The sequence below is a fragment of the Halomonas marinisediminis genome (assembly GCF_004347715.1).
Taxonomy (GTDB): domain Bacteria; phylum Pseudomonadota; class Gammaproteobacteria; order Pseudomonadales; family Halomonadaceae; genus Halomonas; species Halomonas icarae.
The window spans coordinates 128616-148489 of record NZ_SLTR01000001.1 but is presented as its reverse complement, the minus strand read 5'-3'; the positions used below and the strand labels follow the sequence as shown (position 1 = coordinate 148489).

Below are 19874 nucleotides of genomic sequence, written 5' to 3'. Positions count from 1 at the left end.
GCATTATGCCAGATGCCCCGGGGGCTCAGTCGATTCGACCCTCCTCGACCCCATGACAGGCGACCTGGCTGCCGTCGTCGCGGGCGATCAGCCTGGGAATCTCCTGACGACAGCGCGCATTGGCGTGCGGACAGCGGGCGTGGAAGACGCACCCCGAGGGCAGATGTACCGGGGTGGGCACCTCGCCCTCCAGACGGATATGCTGCGGTCGCTCATCCTCCAGGCGGGGAATCGCCGACATCAGCGCCTGGGTATAGGGGTGGCGCGGCGTGGCAAACAGCGTCGCCGTCGGGGCCACTTCACACACACGGCCCAGATACATTACCGCCACTCGAGTGCCGAAATGTTCGACCACGGCGAGATCATGGGTAATGAACAGGTAGGTGAGGTTGCGGTCTCGCCGCGCATCCATCAGCAGGTTGAGCACCTGGGCCTGGATGGAGACGTCGAGGGCGGAGATTGGCTCATCGGCGACGATAAACTCGGGATCCACCGCCAGGGCCCGGGCGATGGCGATGCGTTGACGCTGCCCCCCGGAGAATTCATGGCCGTAGCGCTTGCCCCAGTCCGCGGCGATGCCCACCGATGCCATGACCTCGTCGACCTGGTCGCGGACCCGCTGGCGGCTCCAGTCGGGGTGGTGCAGCCGAATCGGCTCCTCCAGGGTCTGCTGGATGGTCATGCGCGGATTGAGCGACGCATAGGGGTTCTGGAAGATCATCTGCATGCGCCGCCGATAGGGCATCAGCGCCTGGGTCGAGAGGTCGTCGATGCGCTCGCCGGCATAGCGGATCTCACCCGCCGAGGGGTGCAGCAGCCCCATCACGGTACGTGCCACCGTGGACTTGCCACAGCCCGACTCGCCGACCACGCAGAGGGCCTCGCCGCGCTGGATCTCCAGGTCGACGCCGTTGATGGCGTGGACATGCTCCTGCTCGCGCACGAGCCTGCCACCCTTGAACTTGAGCTGCTCGAGGAAGTCGCCGGAGAGCGAGAAGCGCTTCTCCAGGCCACGAATCTCGAGCAGTGGCTGCGCGCTGTCGGCGCGGGAGTGACTCGCCTCCGGACGGGGGCTGGATAGGGTATCGGTCATCGAGACGTCTCCTGTGCCGGAATGCGCTCCTGGTCCTGCATCTCGGCCACCATATGACAGGCCGCCTGGCAGTTGCCGGAGGCGACGAATCCGGGCACCTCGCTGCGGCAGGCCGTGCGCTCGCTGCCATCCGGACGTTGCGTGAAGCCGCAGCGGGGATGAAAGGCGCAGCCGCTGGGCAGGTTGTCGAGTGACGGCATGCTGCCGGGGATCTGGTTCAGGCGGCTGCCCGGTGTGGCCATCTGGGGCAGGGCATTCATCAGCCCCTGGGTATAGGGGTGTTGGGGATCGTTGATGATCTCGCGTGTCGGCCCCTGCTCGATCACGCGTCCGGCGTACATCACCAGCATGCGCTGGGTCACCTGGCTGACCACGCCAAGGTCGTGGGTGATCAGGATCAGACCGACATTGTGCTTTTCGCACAGCGAAAGCAGCAGGTCCATGATCTCGGCCTGGATGGTCACGTCCAGCGCCGTGGTGGGCTCGTCGGCAATGATGATATCCGGGTCAAGCAACAGGGCGATGGCGATGATCACCCTCTGTCGCATGCCACCCGAGAGCTCATGGGGGTACTGATCCAGGCGCGCCTCGGGCGAAGGGATATGTACCTGTTCGAGCTTGCGCAGGGCGATGGCCCGCGCCTCGCGACGCCCGATGCGACGATGCGCCTTGAGACACTCGACCATCTGCTCGCCGATCGAGAGCACCGGATTGAGCGTCATCATCGGATCCTGGAAGATCATCGAGATGCGGTTGCCGCGGATCTGGCGCAGATGGCGGTCGCGCATCCCGATCAGCTCCTGGCCGTCGAAACGAATGCTGCCGCCGGCGATATAACCGGGCTTGGCGATCAGGTTAAGCAGGCTGAATGCCGCCACCGACTTGCCGGCGCCGGATTCACCGACGATACCCAGCCGCTCGCCACGATCGAGTGTGAAGCTGACGTCGCGCAGGGCCTTGACATCGCCCCGACGCAGGGCAAAGCGCACGTCGAGTTGGTTGACTTCGAGAAGTGACATGGAAACTCCGTAGGCGTCATCAGCCCTTGTAGAGGCGAGGGTTGAGCACGTCGCGCAGCCAGTCGCCGAGCAGGTTGATCACCAGTACCAGGACAACCAGCACGGCACCCGGAATCAGGGTGATCCACCAGGAGCCCGACTGGATGTAATCGAAGCCCGACTTGATCAGCGAACCCAGCGACGGGTGGGTCTCCGGCATGCCAAGCCCCAGAAAGGAGAGGGCGGCCTCGGAGATGATGGCGTTGGCCACCTGTACCGTGGAGATGACGAAAATCGGTGACAGGGTGTTGGGCAAAATATGGCGGAACATGATGCGTCGGCTGGGCAGTCCCATGGTGCGTGCGGCGTCCACGTACTCCTTGCCCTTCTCGGCGAGCACCGAGGCGCGGACGGTGCGGGCATACTGCGGCCATTCGGCCAAGCCGATGATCAATACCAGCAAGGGGACGGCGTAGGTGCTGAAGGTGGCACCGCCGAAGATTGCCTTGACCAGGGCACCCACCACGATGGCCACCATCAGCGTGGAGAAGGAGAGCTGGATATCGGCCAGCCGCATCAGAAAGGCATCGATCCGCCCGCCCAGGTAGCCGGCCAGCAGGCCGAACACCACACCCAGCAGGGCCTGTAGCGCCACGGCACCGAAACCGATGATCAGCGACACCCGGGCGCCGTACAGGATGGTGGAGAGCAGGTCGCGCCCCTGGGCATCAGTACCCATCACATAGGCGGGGTCACTGCCATCGATCCAGAAGGGCGGCAGCTCCGAGGCCAGGATATCGATCTGGGCCAGATCATAGGGGTTCATCGGCGCCAGCCACGGCGCCAGCACCGCACAGGCCACGAAGACGATGAAGACCAGCAGGCTGACTTGGGCGATCGGATCGCGCTTGAAGCTGTAGAGCAGGTAGGAGTCGCGCAGGCGCTCCCAGCGGCTTGGCAGGGGTGGGGCTTGCACGGGGGAGGTCTGGGTGGTCATGCGGGCTTCCCTGTGAGCTTGACGGTGGGGTTGACCAGGCCATAGATCAGGTCGACCAGCGTATTGGTGATCACGAAGATCAAGCCCACGATCATCAGGTAGGTGATGATCAGCGGGATATCAGAGCGGTTGATGGCATTGAGGAACATCAGCCCCATGCCGGGCCACTGGAACACGGTCTCGGTCAGGATGGTGTAGGCCACCAGGGTGCCGATCTGTACGCCGCCTACGGTGATCACCGGCAGCATGGTGTTCTTGAGCGCATGCAGGAAGTAGATGCGCCGCAGGCTGATCCCCTTGGCCCGGGCGAACTTCACGTACTCCGACTGCAGGACCTCGAGCATCTCGGCACGAATCAGACGAATAAACAGCGGCAGCATGATCGATGCCAGCGAGATGGACGGCAGCACCAGATAGACGAGGCCCTCGGTAGAGGCGAAGTTGGTGTACCAGGTGCCGACGACATGCACAGGGTCACCACGGCCGTAGGCGGGCATCCCCCCCTCGGTGGAGACCAGACCGTTGAGCCAGCTGCCCCAGCCCGTCTCCCCGGGGAAGGGGGACCAGCTGACGCCGATGGAGAACAGCTGAATCAGCACGATGGCGGTGAGAAAGACCGGTATGGAGATGCCGACGATCGAGGCCCCCATGAAGAATCGCGACAGCCAGGCGCGCGGTTTGATGGCGCTGTAGACCCCGATGGGGACCGACAGCAGCACGATCAGCAGCGTGGTCGCCGCCACCAGCTCCAGCGTAGCGGGCAGGTGGCGCAGTACCACGTCGGTGGTCGGCTCGTTGAAGATGTAGGAGTAGCCGAAGTCCAGCTGAACGGCATTCCTCGCAAAGCGCAGGTACTGGACCAGGAAGGGGTCATTGAGCCCCAGCTCCTCGCGCAGGATCTCGCGCTCGCTCTCGGGCACCGACTGGCCGACCATCTGCTGAATGGGGTCGCCGAGGTTGTCCTGAATCGAGAAGGCGATAAGGCTGATGACGAACATCACCAGCAGCGCATGGAAGAGGCGCTTGATCAGAAAGGCGATCATGAAGGTGTCCTGTGGGCATACAGGCAGCAACGGATTCGCGGGCGATGGCCGTTGCTCGTTGGTTGGGGGAGTGACTGGGGGTGATGCCGGCCCGCCGGGCCGGCATCAGGATCACTCGTCCTCGTTGATGACCAGGTCCCCGAGGTAGGGGAAGTTCATCACGTTGAGCACCGGCTCGATATCCACGTTGGCTGCCGAGGCCCAGGCCAGATCCTGCCAGTGCAGGGGCACGACGGCGGCCTCGTCGTAGAGGGTCTGCTCGACCTGTTTCAGCATCTCGGCGCGCTTCTCGAGGTCGACCTCGAGATTGGCCTCGGCCACCAGCTTGTCGAGCTCCGGGTTGCAGTAGTTGCCGGCGTTGTACTGGCCGGCACCGGTGTCGGCATCCGGACAGGCGGTCAGGTACTCATGGAAGTTGGCGCTGTCCTCGGTATCGGCATGCCAGCCAATCATCATCATATCGGCGGCGCGGTCATCAAACTCGCCCCAGTACTGCGCCTTGGGCAGGGTCTTGAGGTCCACGTCGACATTGATGCGCGCCAGCATGGTGGCCACGGCCTGGGCGATCTTGGCATCGTTCACATAGCGGTTGTTGGGCGCCATCATGGTGATCTCGAAGCCATCGGCGTAGCCGGCCTCCTCCATCAGGGCCTTGGCCTTCTCAAGGTCGTAGCGACGCTCCAGCGAGTCGATATGGCCGGCATACCCCTCGGGGGAAAACTGGGCCGCGGGGGTGGCAAAGCCCTTCATCAAGCGGTCGGCGATGGCGTCCTGGTTGACGGCATAGGCAAAGGCCTGACGAACCTTCGGATCCTTGAAGGCCTCGACACGCTCCTGATTCATATGGAAGAAGATGATACGGGTGCCGGAGAGGGTGACCAGCTGGACGTCCTCGCTCTGGCGCACGCGCTCGAGATCATTGGGCGGTACGGGGGCAATGAAGTCGACGTCACCGGAGAGCAGGGCGGCCACACGGGTCGCGTTTTCGCTGATCGGGGTCAGCACGATGGTATCGACATTGCCCGGTGACTCGCTATCCCAGTAGTTGGGGTTACGTGCGAACTCCATGCGGGTGCCCTTGCGATGCTCGACGACCGTGTAGGGCCCGGTACCGGAAAGGTTCGAGGAGGCGAAGGAGTTGCCGTTCTTGACGATCTCGTCCTTGGGGTCGCCATCGTCATCGTTACCGGAGTAGAACTCGCTATCCATCGGGAAGATGTAGGTGGCGAGATTGAGCAGCAGCGGGTAAGGCTCGGCGGTCTTGAATTCGACGGTGGTCTCGTCGATGGCAGTGACACTCTCGATGGGAGTGAAGATCGCCTTGAAATCGGGGCTCCGCTTGAGACGCTCCACGGTCCACACCACATCCTCGGCGGAGAAGGCGTTGCCGCTGTGGAACTCGACCCCGTCACGCAGGGTCATGCGCATGGTGGTGTCGTCCACCTGCTCCCACTCCGTGGCCAGGCGTGGCTCGAACTCGAGATCCTTGGTCCAGCGAACCAGCGGGTCGTGTGTCATGTGCGAGAGTTGCAGGATGCCACCGGAGAGCTGCTCGTGAATATCCAGCGAGACCGGGTCCGCATCATAGGCCATGCGCAGAGTGGTCTCGGCGCTGGCAACGGCGGGCAACATGGCGGCGCCGGTCATGGTGGCGCCAACGACGGCAGCCAGAAGGGTGCGCTTGAACATCATGTCGGGTTCCCTTTACAAGGATTGTTGTTGGTGCGCGATCACCGCACACGGCTGTTGCACACCTCAACATAGAGACCCGACAGGGTGGGGTACAATCGAAATTCCGAGTGGCGTCATGCGCTGGATGAATTGACCACTCTTGTCTTATACGAAAGTAGAGCATGGGTGCCGCCGCCTCCTGGCAACGGCACTGACCAGTTCAGAGTCCCAGTTCAGACATCCGTTCGGGAATCAGTCCACCGGGGTGGCACTCTGAATCCGATAGAGGTCGGCCGCCTCTTCCAGGCCGGCGATGGTGCAGTCGAGATCCTTGACCCGACCGTCGGACAGCCCATAGACCCAGCCGTGAATCCAGATCTGCTGTCCACGCTGCCAGGCATGCTGGATGATCTTGGTACGACTCAGGCGCTGCACCTGAGAGCAGGCGTTGAGCTCGCACATGCGGTTCACCCGCTCATCCGGCGAGAGCGGCTCCAGCTCGTCACGGTGCTGATAATAGAGCTCACGCACCGAGTGCAGCCAGTTGTCGACCATGCCATTGTCGCCGCCCTCGATGGCCGCACGGATACCCCCACAGCCGTAGTGTCCCACGACCATGATATGGCGCACCTGAAGGACATCGACCGCATACTGCAGCACCGACAACGCATTGAGATCGTTATGGTGGATCAGGTTGGCGACGTTGCGGTGGACGAAGACCTCACCGGGAGGCAGATTGATGATCTGGTTGGCGGGGACGCGACTGTCCGAGCAGCCGATCCAGAGGTAGTCGGGGTTCTGCTGGTTCGATAACCGGGTAAAGAAATCGGGGTCATTCCGGTTGACCTTGTCGGCCCAGGCACGGTTGTTCTCCAGTAGGGACTCAATTTCCTTTCTCATGAGATGACCTCAAGGCAAGTGGGCGTCGTAGGGTGGCGTTTTTTTACTCCTCCCCGGCATGGCGGTCAACAATAAAACGGGGCGGTCATCCAGGCGTTCGCGCCATGCCGTCACGCGCCCATCGCTGCTATCATCGGCGCCTTGAATCCAGGGCCCAGTGCCCACGACAGGGAGCAGCATCGTGTCCGAACTCGATTCCACCACCCATGACTGGGACCTCTTCGTGATCGGCGCCGGCTCCGGCGGTGTGCGGGCGGCGCGTACCGCGGCCGCCGCCGGCGCCCGGGTCGCCGTCGCGGAGGACCGCTACCTCGGCGGCACCTGCGTCAATGTGGGCTGTGTGCCCAAGAAGCTTTACTCCTATGCCGCTCACTTCCATGACGCCTTCGAGGATGCAGGGGGCTTCGGTTGGCACCTGCCCGAACCACCACGCTTCGACTGGCCGACGCTACGGGATAACAAGGTCGGCGAGATCAAGCGCCTGAACGGCATCTATGCCCGGCTGCTCGACGGGGCGGGAGTGAGCCTTATCAACGGCCGTGCTCGGGTGCTCGACGCCCACCATGTGGCAGTGGGTGATGAGATCTACAGCGCCGAGAAGATTCTGGTCGCCGTGGGCGGCTGGCCCTGGGTTCCTGAGTTCCCCGGTAGCGACCTGGCGCTCAACTCGAACGATATCTTCGACCTGGCAGAGTTTCCGAAGCGCTTTCTGGTGCTGGGAGGCGGCTATATCGCGGTAGAGTTCGCCAGTATCTTCAATGGCCTGGGCAGCGAGACTCACCTGATCTATCGAGGAGAGCTATTCCTGCGTGGCTTCGACCAGGAGGTGCGCGAGTTCACCCGTGATCAGATGGCCGAGCGGGGCGTTCAGCTTCATTTCGAGACCAATATCGAGCGAATCGACAAGAGCGAGGAGGGCCTGCGGGTCACCCTGACCGATGACCAGATCCTGGAAGTGGATGCGGTGCTCGCCGCTACCGGACGGCGACCACACCTGGAAGGACTGGGGCTGGATACCCTGGGGGTGGCGCTGGATGACAGCGGCCATATCCGGGTCAACGAGCGATTCGAGACGTCGGTCTCCTCGATACTCGCCCTGGGCGATGTGACGGGTGGGCCGGAGCTGACGCCGGTGGCGCTCGCCGAGGCGATGCATCTGGTGCGCTGCCACTTCGAGGAGACTCCACCTGCCGCACCACTGGACTACCGCCACATCCCCACGGCGGTATTCTGTCACCCCAATATCGGTACCGTCGGCCTCTCCGAGGAGCAGGCCCGCGAGCAGTGTGGCCAGATTCGCGTCTACACCGCCAACTTCCGCCCCATGAAGCACACCCTCTCGGGCAGCAGCGAGCGCTGCCTGATGAAGCTGATCATCGACGATGCCAGCGACGTGGTGGTCGGTGCGCACATGGTGGGCGAGGAGGCCGGCGAAGTGATTCAGGGCATCGCCATCGCCGTCAAGGCGGGACTGACCAAGGCCGAGTTCGACGCCACCGTGGGCATTCACCCTACCGGCGCCGAGGAGTTCGTCACCATGCGCACGCCGACACGGCGCTAAACCGGTTAACCAGGGCCGCCTTCGGGCGGCCCTTTTCGTTGAGGCCGGTGCCGTCAGGCTGGTCTAGACTGGGAGAATGGGCAGGGCGGTCGATCGATATCACGGCTACTGGAACTGGCCACCACTGGAAGAGAGACCACGTGAAACCCATTGGCTGGTGATTGTGATAAGCCTAGATGGGGAGCCTTTCCAGGCGTCGATAGAGCGTTCTATCCAGTTATCGATCCAGGCTCCTGCACCGACTCGCATAATTTTTTATTATGGATACCGCCCTGTAAAATAATCGCAAATTTGAGATTTGCCGAACGCTTGGTATACTTCCTGCCGACATCGCCGAAGCGAACACCGCCAATGATGACATTGACCGAGCCCTTCACACCTTCAGCCGACCTTGCACGTCCCACCGTCGCCGACGAAGTGGTCGACGCTGATGCCAGTGACCTGTTTATCCGCAAGCCCAACCCCGATGATGGCTGGGGAATCTATGAACTGGTCAAATCCTGCCCGCCCCTCGACGTCAACTCTGCCTACGCCTATCTGCTGCTGGCTACACAGTTTCGTGACACCTGCGCGGTGGCCACGGACGAGGAGGGCGAGGTCGTCGGTTTCGTTTCGGGATATGTGAAGAGCAACGCCCCGGATACCTATTTCCTCTGGCAGGTCGCCGTCGGTGAGAAGGCACGTGGCACCGGCCTGGCCCGGCGTCTGGTCGAGGCGATCATGAGCCGACCCGAACTTGCCGAGGTCCACCACCTCGAGACGACCATTACTCCCGACAACCAGGCCTCCTGGGGGCTGTTTCGCCGCCTGGCCGATCGTTGGCAGGTGCCGCTGAACAGCCGCGAATACTTCTCCACCGACCAGCTTGGTGGCGAACACGATCCCGAGAACCTGGTCCGGATCGGCCCCTTTCAGACAGACCGACTCTGACGCTCGTCTCTTTTCCGCTTGACCGCGAGGACGCGCTTGCGCCTCGCGCCTTGTCACACTCCATCATTCCGCTACACAGGAGGTCTACGATGCAGACCCAGATCCTCGAACGCATGGAATCTGACGTTCGTACCTACTCGCGCTCCTTCCCGGTAGTCTTCACCAAGGCGAAGAACGCCCGCCTGACCGACGAGGAGGGTCGCGAGTACATCGACTTTCTGGCCGGTGCCGGCACCCTGAACTACGGGCACAACAACCCCAAGATCAAGCAGGCCCTGCTCGACTATCTGGCCGAAGACAATATCATCCACGGTCTGGACTTCTTCACCGCCGCCAAGCGCCGTTATCTCCAGGCTCTCGATGAGATCATCCTCAAGCCGCGAGGCCTCGACTACAAGGTGCAGTTCCCCGGGCCCACCGGCACCAACGCCGTCGAGGCGGCCATTCGCCTGGCACGCAACGCCAAGCAGCGTCACAACATCGTGACCTTCACCAACGGCTTTCACGGCGTGACCATGGGGGCACTCGCCACCACCGGTAACCGCAAGTTCCGTGAGGCCACCGGTGGCGTCCCCACGGTGGGAGGCTCCTTCATGCCCTATGACGGTTACCTGGGCGATGGCACCGACACCCTGGACTACTTCGAGAAGCTGCTGAGCGACAAGTCCGGTGGCCTCGATGTGCCGGCCGGGGTCATTGTCGAGACCGTGCAGGGGGAGGGCGGTATCAATGCCTGTGGCCTCGACTGGCTCAAGCGTCTCGAACAGATCTGCCGTGCCCATGACATCCTGCTGATTGTCGACGACATCCAGGCGGGCTGCGGACGTACCGGCAAGTTCTTCAGCTTCGAGCACGCCGATGTCGTGCCGGATATCGTGACCAACTCCAAATCGCTCTCCGGGCTTGGCCTGCCGTTCTCCCAGGTCCTGATGCGCCCCGAGCTGGATGTCTGGAAGCCGGGACAGTACAACGGTACCTTCCGAGGCTTCGCGCTGGCATTCACCACGGCCGCCGCCGCGATCGAGAACTACTGGACCGATGACAGTTTCGCTAAGGAGGTACAGCGCAAGGGAGAGGTCGTCTCCGAGCGTTTCGCCAAGATTGCCGCCTGGATAAGCGAACAAGGCATCGAGGCCTCCGAACGAGGGCGTGGTCTGATGCGTGGCATCGATGTGGGCAGTGGCGAGATCGCCGACAAGATCACCCACCAGGCGTTCGAGAACGGGCTCGTCATCGAGACCAGCGGCCAGGACGGCGAGGTGGTCAAGTGCCTTTGCCCGCTGACGATTTCCGATGAGGACCTGCAGAAGGGTCTGGATATTCTCGAGCAAAGCGCCAAACAGGCGCTAAGCTGAGAGCGCGATTAGTATGGTACGAGAGAGCCGCAATGTTGGCTCACTTTATGAATAGTCTATCGTTTCCCCAAGAGCGGAAAACAACCCATGCCAAGTAGCAACATTCAAGGCAACATTCAAGGAGAGAACCCATGATCGTTCGTAATCTCGAGGAGTGCCGCAAGACGGATCGCCTGGTCAAGGCGGAGAACGGCAACTGGGACAGCACCCGGCTGTCACTGGCCGACGATGGCGGCAACTGCTCGTTCCACATCACCCGCATATACGAAGGCACCGAGACCCATATCCACTACAAGCACCACTTCGAAGCGGTCTACTGCATCGAAGGTGAAGGCGAGGTGGAGACCCTGGCCGACGGCAAGATCTGGCCGATCAAGCCGGGCGACATCTATATCCTCGACCAGCACGACGAACACCTGCTGCGTGCTACCAAGACCATGCATCTGGCCTGCGTCTTTACCCCTGGGCTAACCGGCAACGAAGTCCACCGGGAAGATGGCTCCTACGCACCGGCCGAGTAATCGGCGGCGCTGAGTCATAAACGCTGCCGCAAGTTGTGTAACGGGCCCCGACAAGCATCGTCGGGGCCCGTTATGTGTTGGGATGAGAAGCCATCGGCAGCGGCAATGCCGTAATTCGCATAATGTATATTATGTTAAATTTGATGATGCAAAACTCCCCAAAGCCTCCTGAAACTCATGTGCTTCGGCCTGGTGAGGCGTCTCCGAGTTGGACAAGATCCTCGGCGACTCCTTATCATCGCCAGACTATCCAAAGGAAGTGCCCTTCCCCATGCTCCATCCTCTGCTGAGTGCGACGCTCGCAGCGTCTGCCATCGCGCTTTCCGGTTGTGTCGCGCTGACGGAAAAGCCGACGCCACCGCCCGTCCTGTCCTCGACCGACTTTCACCAGCGCATGAATGCGCTGGAAGCGACGCTGCTTGCCAGCTGCGACAACACCCGGATTGATGCTGAACTATCGTCTGTTGCGAGCCGCCAGGATCTGCTGATCGGCGATATGCGCGAGGTGGGTTCGCTGTTGCGCAGCACAAACACGCGCCTGGACCAAATCGCTGAGGACGAGTCCGAACCAGTGATTGTCAGGCGCGAGTGCGCGGCCGATGAACTGGGGATCGGCAACAAGGCGGTCCTGGGTAGCAGCGAATGGATCGGGCTGCCCGATGTCGGCACCTACCTCAAGGCGCGTATCGATACCGGCGCCAGTACCTCGTCGCTCTCCGCCCGCGAGATCACCCGTTTCGAACGTGACGGCGAAAACTGGGTCCGCTTCAAGCTGGGACTGGCGGAGGACGACGTCGTCGTCGAGGCGGTGCGGGATGAATGGATCGAAGCCCCTATCGAGCGTCGCGTGCGCATCATCCAGGCAACTGGTGAAGAGTCGCGCCCGGTGGTGACCCTGATGATGACCCTGGGGCCGATTCAGGAGCCGGTAGAATTCACGCTGAGTGATCGTACCCATCTCGATTTTCCGGCCCTGCTGGGCAGGCGCTTCCTGCTCGATATCGCCGTCATCGATGTGGCCGAGAGGTACCTTCACCCGCGGCCCGAATTTCCCGGCGGGCGTCCCGCAGCGGAAGCCGAACGCCATGAGAATGATGCCGACCTCGACAACGAAACGCACTGAGCCGCGCATTAGTCGCTCTCTGCCAAGGAAGCCCCATGTCAAGACTGCCTTTCTATCTGCTGGTTGGCGTGCTGTTCCTGGCCGGCACCGCCATGACCCTGCATCGTCACTATCAGCTCGAGGTGCCCTGGACACCGGGAGAACAGCGCCAGGTATGGGAGGTGGAGGCCCAGGTCAATTTCACGGCACTGGGTGATCCGGTACTGGTGGACATGGCGCTCCCCTCGACTCAGGAGGGCTTTCGCCTGCTTACCGAGCATACGGCCTCGCCCGGCTACGGCCTCTCCTTCGTGGAAGAGAATGGCGGCAGGCGGGCCCAGTGGTCGATCCGTGAAGCCACTGGCTCCCAGCAGCTCTACTACACCGCCCAGGTGCTGGTGGCACCGGACAGCCGCCCTCCTCGCCTGGACACCCCACCGCTTCGCCGCGATATCGTCTGGGAGCGACCCTATGATACGGCGGCCACCCAGATGATCGAACGTGCCTGGGGCCGCAGTGCGGATCCTTTCACCTTCGCCCGTGAGCTGCTTCACGACTTCAATGAGGAGCGTCAGGGCGAGAATGCACGGCTGTTGCTGACCCAGTTCGAGCGCACGCCCCTGCTCGTTCGGCTGCTCAACCAGGCCGGCGTCCCGGCCAGAGAGGTGAGCGGACTAATGCTCGAGGACGGTCGGCGGCGCCAGTCGCTCACCAGCTGGGTCCAGGTGTTTGACGGTCAGCACTGGGCACTCTTCGATCCGGCCACCGGTGCCCAGGGACGCCCCGACAACCTGTTGATCTGGGAAGGCAGCGGTCAGGCCGTGCTCGAGGTTCAGGGGGGCAGCAACTCAAGGGTCACTTTCTCGATGCTGGCTCGCAACCAGCCGGCGGCCGCGGCGGTTCGCAACCAGCTGGCCGAGGATACCCTGCTCAATTTCTCCATTCACAGCCTGCCGCTCGAGGAGCAGGCACTGTTCCAGACGATCCTGTTGATTCCTATCGGCGCGCTGGTAGTGGTGGTACTGCGCATCCTGGTAGGCATCAAGACCTCAGGCACCTTTATGCCGGTACTGATCGCTCTGGCCTTTATCCAGACAAGCCTGGCCACCGGTCTGATCGGCTTCTTGCTGGTGGTCGCCGTCGGCCTGGTGATTCGCAGCTACCTGTCGCACCTCAATCTGTTGCTGGTGGCGCGAGTGACGGCGGTGATCATCACGGTGATCGGCATCATTTCGGTGTTTTCGGTGCTCGCCTACCGCTTCGGGCTTAATGCCGGCCTGACCATCACCTTCTTCCCGATGATTATCCTCTCCTGGACCATCGAGCGGATGTCGATCCTCTGGGAGGAGGAAGGTCCTAAGGAGGTCTTGATCCAGGGCGGTGGCAGCCTGTTCACCGCGGTGCTGGCATATCTGGCCATGAACAACCCCTGGGTACGCCATATCACCTTCAACTTCCTGGGGATTCAGCTGATTCTGATGGCGTTGATCCTGATGATCGGCAACTACACCGGCTATCGCCTGCTGGAGCTGCGTCGCTTCAAGCCGGTCACCGAGGATTGAGCCATGCGAGAATGGACGACGCCTGGCAAGTTGCGTGCCAAGGGCATCATCGGCATGAATCGCCGCAACATTCGCTATATCGGACGCTATAACAATCGCCGTCTCTATCCGCTGGTGGATGACAAGCTGCAGACCAAGCTGCTCGCCGAGCGCTTTGGCATCACCACACCGGCACTGATTGGCACCGTTACCACCCAGTTCGGCGTCAAGCATATCGGTGAGCTGCTTGCCGGACACCAGGGGTTCGTGATCAAGCCCGCCAAGGGCAGCGGCGGCAAGGGCATCCTGGTGGTGGAGCGTGTCGAAGGTAACGACTACATCAAGCCCAGCGGTGTTCGCATGAGCCTATCGGATATCGAGCGTCACGTCTCCAATATCCTCTCCGGGCTCTACTCACTGGGGGGAGCTCCTGATGTGGCGCTGATCGAAGCACTGATCAACTTCGATGAGGGCCTCTCCGAGTACACCTACGAGGGGGTGCCGGATATCCGAGTCATCGTGTTCAAGGGCTACCCGGTCATGGCGATGATGCGCCTCTCCACCGCGGCCTCGGATGGCAAGGCCAACCTGCATCAGGGCGCCGTCGGCGTGGGACTGGATATTGCCTCCGGCACCGCCATCCGGGGAGTTCAGTTCGATCGCACGCGTCATGACCACCCCGATACCGGCCATGAACTGGCCAGCCTGACCATCCCCGACTGGCCTACCCTGCTGCTGCTGGCCGCCGGCTGCTATGAGATGACCGGGCTCGGCTATCTGGGCACTGACATGGTGCTCGATCGCGATCAGGGCCCCATGCTGCTGGAGCTCAACGCCAGGCCCGGGCTGGCGATCCAGATGGCCAACGGCGAAGGATTGAGGCGTCGCCTCGATCTGGTCGAGAAGCAGCCGGAGGGAGTGGCTGCCCAGGCACGGGTGGACTTTGCGCGCCACCATTTCGCCCGTCGAAGCGAGCTTGAAGCCACCGCCGGAGCCTGAGGCACGCTGGCCCGCCCTCGCCCACCCGCGTAGAATGTCGCCAACTTCGACAGCCGACGGGTGCCATGACTGATTCCCGAAACCTGTTGCTCCAGGCGGAGCGGCAGTGCCAGCAGCGCGGGGCGCGCTTTACGCCGATACGACGCCGCGTGCTCGAGATGATTGCCGAGGCGTCCGGTGCCCTAAAGGCCTATGACCTGCTCGACCGCCTGGCCGACGAGCATGCCTCGGCTCGGCCACCCACGGTATACCGTGCCCTGGAGTTTCTGATCGATCAGGGCCTGGTGCACCGTATCGAGTCGCTCAACGCCTATGTTGCCTGTCCCTGCCCGGAGCATTCTCACGGCTTCCAGCTGCTGATCTGCCGCCTCTGCGGGCGAGTCGAGGAACTGCACCTGGAAGATGTCAATGCCCAGCTCGCCGACTGCGCCCAGCAGCTGGGCTTCCGGGTCGAGCGTCAGACGATCGAATTGCTGGGACGCTGCGATGCCTGCGGCGATACCGACGGTTGACCCTTTCTGCGGAGAATTGAGATGTCCGATATCTTCAAGGCGCTCGAGCAGGCGCCCGCCGACAGCCAACACGATCTCGTCCCTGTGCTCGAATCCATCGGGTTCAACGACGATGGTCTGATTCCCGCCATCGCCCAGCAGCACGATAGCGGCGAGGTGTTGATGATGGCCTGGATGAACCGGGAGGCGCTCATGGAGACCCTGCGCACCGGACGGGTCTGCTACTGGTCGCGCTCACGTGGCAAGCTGTGGCGTAAAGGCGAGAGCTCCGGCCAGCAGCAGCACCTCAGGGGAGCCGCGCTCGACTGTGACGGAGACACCCTGCTGCTGCAGGTGAACCAGACGGGCCCCGCCTGTCACAGTGGACGCCGCAGCTGCTTCTATGTAGCGCTCGAGAAGGAGTCGGCACGCATCACCACTGCCCCGCTGATCGATCCCACCGCGCTCTACGGAAAGCCCTGATGCCCTGCCTGGCCAAGCTGGCACGAGGCCTTCGCCAGGCCACGGCCTGGCTGATGATCGGGCTGGTCAGGCTCTATCAGGTAACCCTGAGCCCCCTGCTCGGGCCGCGCTGTCGCTACTGGCCCAGCTGTTCCCGCTATGCCGAGGAGGCGATTCGCGTGCATGGCCCCTTCGAAGGCGGGCTGCTGGCCGCTCGTCGCATCGCCCGCTGCCATCCTGGCTGTGAAGGCGGCATCGACCCGGTGCCGGGCGGCCCCAGCGAGACACTGTGCCGCGAGGATCCCGAGCTCGACGAGAACTTCCGTCCCCGCACGTCGGACCTCCCCGCGGAGCGTGACGGCCCAACCTCCTGAGCCGGTCGGGGCTCAGGCGGTATCCTGCTCCGCCACCTCGTAGATACGCTTGAGCATGGCGTTGAGGCCATTGCTGCGCGTGGGCGACAGGTGCTTGTCGAGCCCCAGGTCACCGAGAAAGTGTGGTGAGGTATCGCGGATCTCTGCGGCGGGCCGGTCGTTGTAGATGCGCAACAGCACGGCGATCAGCCCGGAGACGATGGCGGCATCGGAGATGGCGTCGAAGTGCAGAACACCTTCTCGACACTCGTGGCGCATCCAGACATTGGACTGGCAACCCTGAATCTTGAGCTCGTCACGCTTCCACTCCTCGGGAAACTCCGGCAGCGACTTGCCCATATCGATGATGTACTGGTAGCGATCCATCCAGTTATCGAACAGCTCAAACTCCTCGATCAGTTCCTGTTGGGCCTGCTCGGCGGTTGCGTCAATCGTCATGGAGCCTCCTGTTGGTGAATGGAGTGATTATACCGGCTCCTCCCCCACGCCGTCCGCCTCGGCCCGACCCTCTTCTCTCCCGCCGAGCCCGTGGCGAGCCTGCTGCCGGTGCCAGGCCTCGTCTTCGGCGTGCAGATAGCGGGCGGTGGTGTCCAGTCGCGAGTGCCGCGCCGTGGCCGCCAGGTAGCGCAGCTCGACCCCGGCCTGAGCCTGATGGGTCAGCGCCGTATGGCGCAGCCAGTGGGGTGTGGCCTGGCGCAGGCGTAGCGCCCAGTCGCGGGCGCCCTCCCCCTGCATTACCTCCAGGTCGTCTGCGGCCTGAGTAAAGGCCTGCCTGATCAGCCGATAGAGGCGGTTGTCGCCGATGCCTCGCCTGCCATCCAGGGCGCGCAGCAGTGGCGTCGCCTCATCCGGCTGGGGCTCCGGACTCAGGCCCAGAACCGCTCGCCACTCCTTCAACAGCAAGAGCATGTCGGGTGGCACGGGAATGCTGGCGAACTTGCCCCCCTTGCCTATCACGCTCCACCACCAGCGCCCCTCGCGCCGCTGGAAATCCCCCATTCGGGCGGCACTCATCTCGGCGATACGCGGTGCCAGCAGGTAGGCGAAGCCGAAGACAAAGCGTCGGCGGGCCTCCTCGTAGCGCTCGCGCGATGACGCCCCCTCCTCCGCCTTCGACCTGTTCGCGCCGTTCAACCAGCCCCAGAACCACTCCCACAGCGGCGTCTCTAGATAACGCTCGATACCGGCCAGGCGGTTATCGAGTCGCCGTCGCTTGTCGCGCATCAGTCGGAAGGGGTTGTGGCTCACCCACCCCGCCTCCACCAGCCAGGCATACATGCCCTGCAGGATCACCAGGCTCTGGCGACGGCTGGCCGGCGAGAGCGCTCCGCGGAAGGGTCGCCACTCCTCGGCGTGACGTGAACGCGGTGGCCCGACCCAGCGCGATCTCGGCTGGGGATCGGCGAGGAAGGCCTCGAAGGCCTCCAAATGGTCTCGTCGCACCTGGTCGAGGGTCATGGTCCGTTCGGCGAGCCATAACAGCAGCCGCTCGGCCTCGCGACGATAGGCGCGCTGCGTCCTGGGGCTGGCGCGGTACTCCGCCAACCATTCGCCCACTGCCTCGGCATCGCTGCGCGCGGCGATATAGCCGCCCCGCTCCGCCATGGCTGGTAGCCGCGGCGACTCCTCGAACACAACTTCATTTGTCTGGCGCCCCATCAACCCCTCTCCTTGCTCCTGCCGGCCAGTTTCCCGTGGACTGATAATAAAAATCAAGATAAGGCGCGTAATCTTGCTTTTTTATTTTTATCGTAACGTATTTTACGTATTACGTATAATGTAATTATCTTCCATTCTCTTCTGAATACCGCTATGCTGCGCCGCATATCGATCCAAGAGGTGGCACAAGGAGAGCCTCATGGCGCGCATCGGCGTGACCTACGAAGACGTACAACGGGCCATCGACGAGCTGCTGTCTCGAGGCGATGCCCCCAGCGTGCAGAAGATTCGCGAGATACTGGGAACCGGCAGCTTTACGACGATCAGCGATCATCTGCGGAACTGGCGACAGCAGCGCGAGGAGAACCGCGACGTTCCTCCACCCCGCGGCATGCCGGCCGCTCTTCAAGAGCTGGCCGAGGGGCTCTGGCGCCAGGCCCAGGAGAGCGCCAACGAGGCGCTACGCCACTATCGCGAAGAGGCGGATCGCAAGGTGGAGGAGGCGCAGGAGTCGGTGGCCGACGCTCGCCGACAGGCGGACGATGCCAGGCAGCGTGAAGCGGCCCTGGCCAGCCACCTGTCCGGCACCGAGCAGCGCCTGGAGGCGCTCAGTGCGGAGCTGGCAACGAGCCAGGCGCAGTGTGAGACGCTGAAGGCAGCCGAGAACCGTGTCTCCACGCGTCTGGCCGAAGCGGAGTCGCTGCTGCAGCGTCATCGAGACGAGGCTAGCCGAATGGCGCAGGAGCATCAGCAGGCCATGCAGGCATGTGAGGAGGCGCACCGCGAGAAGCTGACACAGGAGGAGCAACGCCACGAAAGCGCCGAGACACGCCTGATGACCCTGCTCGACCAGGCACGCCAGGAGCGACTGGCCAGTGAGAAGGCGGCGGCCGGAAGAGAGGAACAGCTGGAGAGGCGCCTCGAGCGTCAGGAGTCGCAGCTGCAGGAGTTGCGCGCGAGGCTTGCCAATGAGGAGAAGCACCATCGCGAGGTGGACTGGGCCCGCCGCCAGGCGGAGGCGCTGGCCGAGATTCGCCAGCATGAGCAGTCACTGCTGCAGGCACGCATCGACGAGCAGAAGCGACATCTGGAGGAACAGGTAGAGCGCGTGAGAAGCCTGGAGCAACAGCTCTATCGTTGCCTGTGGCAGGCGCCGAAGGGGGCCTCGGAAGAGGCGAGCGACTCAAATAAGTCGGCCGGTGATAATAGGCAAGGCGATCCGTCTGACCACCGTCTCTGAGGCAGTCTTCGCTGACCATAAGCCATGAAAAAAAGAAGAGCCCCGCCTAAAGGCGGAGCCCAACGTGTGGCGCCAGATAGCCCTGCCGGTCGAGCCGTTGGTACGAGCCCTGCTGGGTTCGGGGGCAGCTTAGCGGTAGTAGGCGTTGGTGGTGTCGCTATGGTCGGTCACGTCACGGATGCCACCCAGCTCCGGAATACGCTCCAGCAGAGTGCGCTCGACACCGTCCTTGAGCGTCAGGTCAACCGCGGCACAGCCCTGGCAGCCACCACCGAAGGCCAGTATCGCCACGTTCTCGTCGGTCAGTTCGACCAGCTTGATCTCCCCGCCATGGGCCGCCAGACCGGGGTTGATCTCGCTGTAGAGCACGTAGTTGACGCGATCGGCGAGGGGGCTATCGGCATTGACCTTGGGCATCTTGGCGTTGGGCGCCTTGATGGTCAGCTGTCCCCCCATGCGATCGGCATTGAAATCGACGACCGCCTCCTCGAGGAACGGCAGGCTGTTCTTGTCCAGGAAGACACCCAGCTTGGGCAGCTCCAGCTTCTCGTCGGTGGGTTCCTCTTCGCCGGGGCGGCAGTAGGCCAGGCAGGTTTCGGCATAGGGAGTGCCTGGCTGGGTGATGAAGATGCGTACCGCGATCCCTTCGACGTTCTGCTTCTCGAGCAGCTCGGCGAGGTAGTCCTGGGCACTATCGGTAATCTGGATCGGTTCGCTCATGCTATTTCCCGCTGTCGGTGCGCGGCAGCGGCGAAATCGCCGCGTACCGGGTAAAAGTGATGACGCTAATGGTAAGACACGGAACGCGGCGAAACAATCCCGAGTGAATTGGTGGGTTTTTAAACACTCACCTGCCCCCACGGCGAGCAGTTTGCTACCATGACCGGCTTGACAGAGGCCGCGACGTAGAAGATGCCCCGAGGCACAACGGCGGTCA

At 62.8% G+C, this 19874-nt stretch carries 20 protein-coding genes; 11 read left to right on the top strand and 9 right to left on the bottom strand.

The features are described from left to right. Positions 1–25 precede the first annotated feature (25 nt). From E0702_RS00720 to can, 6 genes are all read right to left on the bottom strand, one after another. Positions 26–1093: an ABC transporter ATP-binding protein gene (locus tag E0702_RS00720; protein WP_132041048.1), complete on the bottom strand. Its 1068-nt coding sequence runs from the start codon at positions 1091–1093 to the stop codon at positions 26–28. Next, the gene (locus E0702_RS00715) at positions 1090–2112 is read right to left on the bottom strand and encodes an ABC transporter ATP-binding protein (RefSeq protein ID WP_132041047.1); all 1023 of its coding nucleotides are present in this window, start codon (positions 2110–2112) and stop codon (positions 1090–1092) included. Before E0702_RS00715 ends, E0702_RS00720 begins: the two co-directional genes overlap by 4 nt. Positions 2113–2131: 19 nt before the next feature. Beyond that, on the bottom strand, positions 2132–3088 hold the full coding sequence (locus E0702_RS00710) for an ABC transporter permease (RefSeq protein ID WP_132041046.1): 957 nt from the start codon (positions 3086–3088) through the stop codon (positions 2132–2134). Next, complete coding sequence (locus E0702_RS00705) at positions 3085–4131, bottom strand: ABC transporter permease (RefSeq protein ID WP_132041045.1); 1047 nt, start codon at positions 4129–4131, stop codon at positions 3085–3087. Before E0702_RS00705 ends, E0702_RS00710 begins: the two co-directional genes overlap by 4 nt. Positions 4132–4242: 111 nt before the next feature. Beyond that, complete coding sequence (locus E0702_RS00700; RefSeq protein ID WP_132041044.1) at positions 4243–5823, bottom strand: ABC transporter substrate-binding protein; 1581 nt, start codon at positions 5821–5823, stop codon at positions 4243–4245. 231 nt (positions 5824–6054) lie between these two features. Beyond that, a complete protein-coding gene (gene can, locus E0702_RS00695; protein ID WP_132041043.1) occupies positions 6055–6702 on the bottom strand; it encodes a carbonate dehydratase in 648 nt (215 codons plus the stop codon). Between the two features lie 181 nt (positions 6703–6883). Between can and gorA the strand changes: the two genes are divergently transcribed. The 10 genes from gorA to yidD all read left to right on the top strand — a co-directional run bounded on the left by gorA (position 6884) and on the right by yidD (position 16038). Beyond that, the gene (gene gorA, locus E0702_RS00690; protein WP_132041042.1) at positions 6884–8263 is read left to right on the top strand and encodes a glutathione-disulfide reductase; all 1380 of its coding nucleotides are present in this window, start codon (positions 6884–6886) and stop codon (positions 8261–8263) included. Positions 8264–8614: 351 nt separating this feature from the next. Then, positions 8615–9193: a diaminobutyrate acetyltransferase gene (ectA, locus tag E0702_RS00685; RefSeq protein WP_132041041.1), complete on the top strand. Its 579-nt coding sequence runs from the start codon at positions 8615–8617 to the stop codon at positions 9191–9193. Between the two features lie 89 nt (positions 9194–9282). After that, positions 9283–10548 (top strand): diaminobutyrate--2-oxoglutarate transaminase, encoded by a 1266-nt coding sequence (gene ectB, locus E0702_RS00680; protein ID WP_132041040.1) that lies wholly within the window; start codon positions 9283–9285, stop codon positions 10546–10548. A 131-nt stretch (positions 10549–10679) separates the two neighbouring features. Then, positions 10680–11069 carry an ectoine synthase gene (locus E0702_RS00675; RefSeq protein ID WP_132041039.1) on the top strand — a complete coding sequence of 130 codons (390 nt, stop codon included), beginning with the start codon at positions 10680–10682 and terminating at the stop codon, positions 11067–11069. Between the two features lie 208 nt (positions 11070–11277). Continuing rightward, the gene (locus E0702_RS00670; protein ID WP_240721628.1) at positions 11278–12192 is read left to right on the top strand and encodes an ATP-dependent zinc protease family protein; all 915 of its coding nucleotides are present in this window, start codon (positions 11278–11280) and stop codon (positions 12190–12192) included. Between the two features lie 35 nt (positions 12193–12227). After that, complete coding sequence (locus E0702_RS00665) at positions 12228–13733, top strand: UUP1 family membrane protein (protein WP_132041038.1); 1506 nt, start codon at positions 12228–12230, stop codon at positions 13731–13733. A 3-nt stretch (positions 13734–13736) separates the two neighbouring features. Then, the gene (locus tag E0702_RS00660; protein WP_132041037.1) at positions 13737–14711 is read left to right on the top strand and encodes an alpha-L-glutamate ligase-like protein; all 975 of its coding nucleotides are present in this window, start codon (positions 13737–13739) and stop codon (positions 14709–14711) included. A gap of 65 nt (positions 14712–14776) precedes the next feature. Further along, the gene (locus tag E0702_RS00655; RefSeq protein ID WP_132041036.1) at positions 14777–15223 is read left to right on the top strand and encodes a transcriptional repressor; all 447 of its coding nucleotides are present in this window, start codon (positions 14777–14779) and stop codon (positions 15221–15223) included. A 21-nt stretch (positions 15224–15244) separates the two neighbouring features. Beyond that, positions 15245–15685: a phosphoribosyl-AMP cyclohydrolase gene (hisI, locus tag E0702_RS00650; RefSeq protein ID WP_132041035.1), complete on the top strand. Its 441-nt coding sequence runs from the start codon at positions 15245–15247 to the stop codon at positions 15683–15685. Continuing rightward, complete coding sequence (yidD, locus tag E0702_RS00645; protein WP_132041034.1) at positions 15685–16038, top strand: membrane protein insertion efficiency factor YidD; 354 nt, start codon at positions 15685–15687, stop codon at positions 16036–16038. The genes hisI and yidD overlap by 1 nt, the downstream gene beginning before the upstream one ends. A gap of 12 nt (positions 16039–16050) precedes the next feature. Here yidD and E0702_RS00640 read toward each other — a convergent pair whose 3' ends face one another. Next, positions 16051–16476 carry a SufE family protein gene (locus tag E0702_RS00640; protein ID WP_132041033.1) on the bottom strand — a complete coding sequence of 142 codons (426 nt, stop codon included), beginning with the start codon at positions 16474–16476 and terminating at the stop codon, positions 16051–16053. 27 nt (positions 16477–16503) lie between these two features. Then, the gene (locus tag E0702_RS00635; RefSeq protein WP_132041032.1) at positions 16504–17697 is read right to left on the bottom strand and encodes a tyrosine-type recombinase/integrase; all 1194 of its coding nucleotides are present in this window, start codon (positions 17695–17697) and stop codon (positions 16504–16506) included. Between the two features lie 199 nt (positions 17698–17896). Between E0702_RS00635 and E0702_RS00630 the strand changes: the two genes are divergently transcribed. Then, the gene (locus E0702_RS00630; protein WP_132041031.1) at positions 17897–18937 is read left to right on the top strand and encodes a DNA-binding protein; all 1041 of its coding nucleotides are present in this window, start codon (positions 17897–17899) and stop codon (positions 18935–18937) included. Positions 18938–19066: 129 nt separating this feature from the next. Here the strand turns inward: E0702_RS00630 and nfuA are convergent, their stop codons facing one another. Then, entirely contained in the window at positions 19067–19657 is a 591-nt protein-coding gene (nfuA, locus tag E0702_RS00625) for a Fe-S biogenesis protein NfuA (RefSeq protein ID WP_132041030.1), read from the bottom strand. Positions 19658–19874 lie beyond the last annotated feature (217 nt).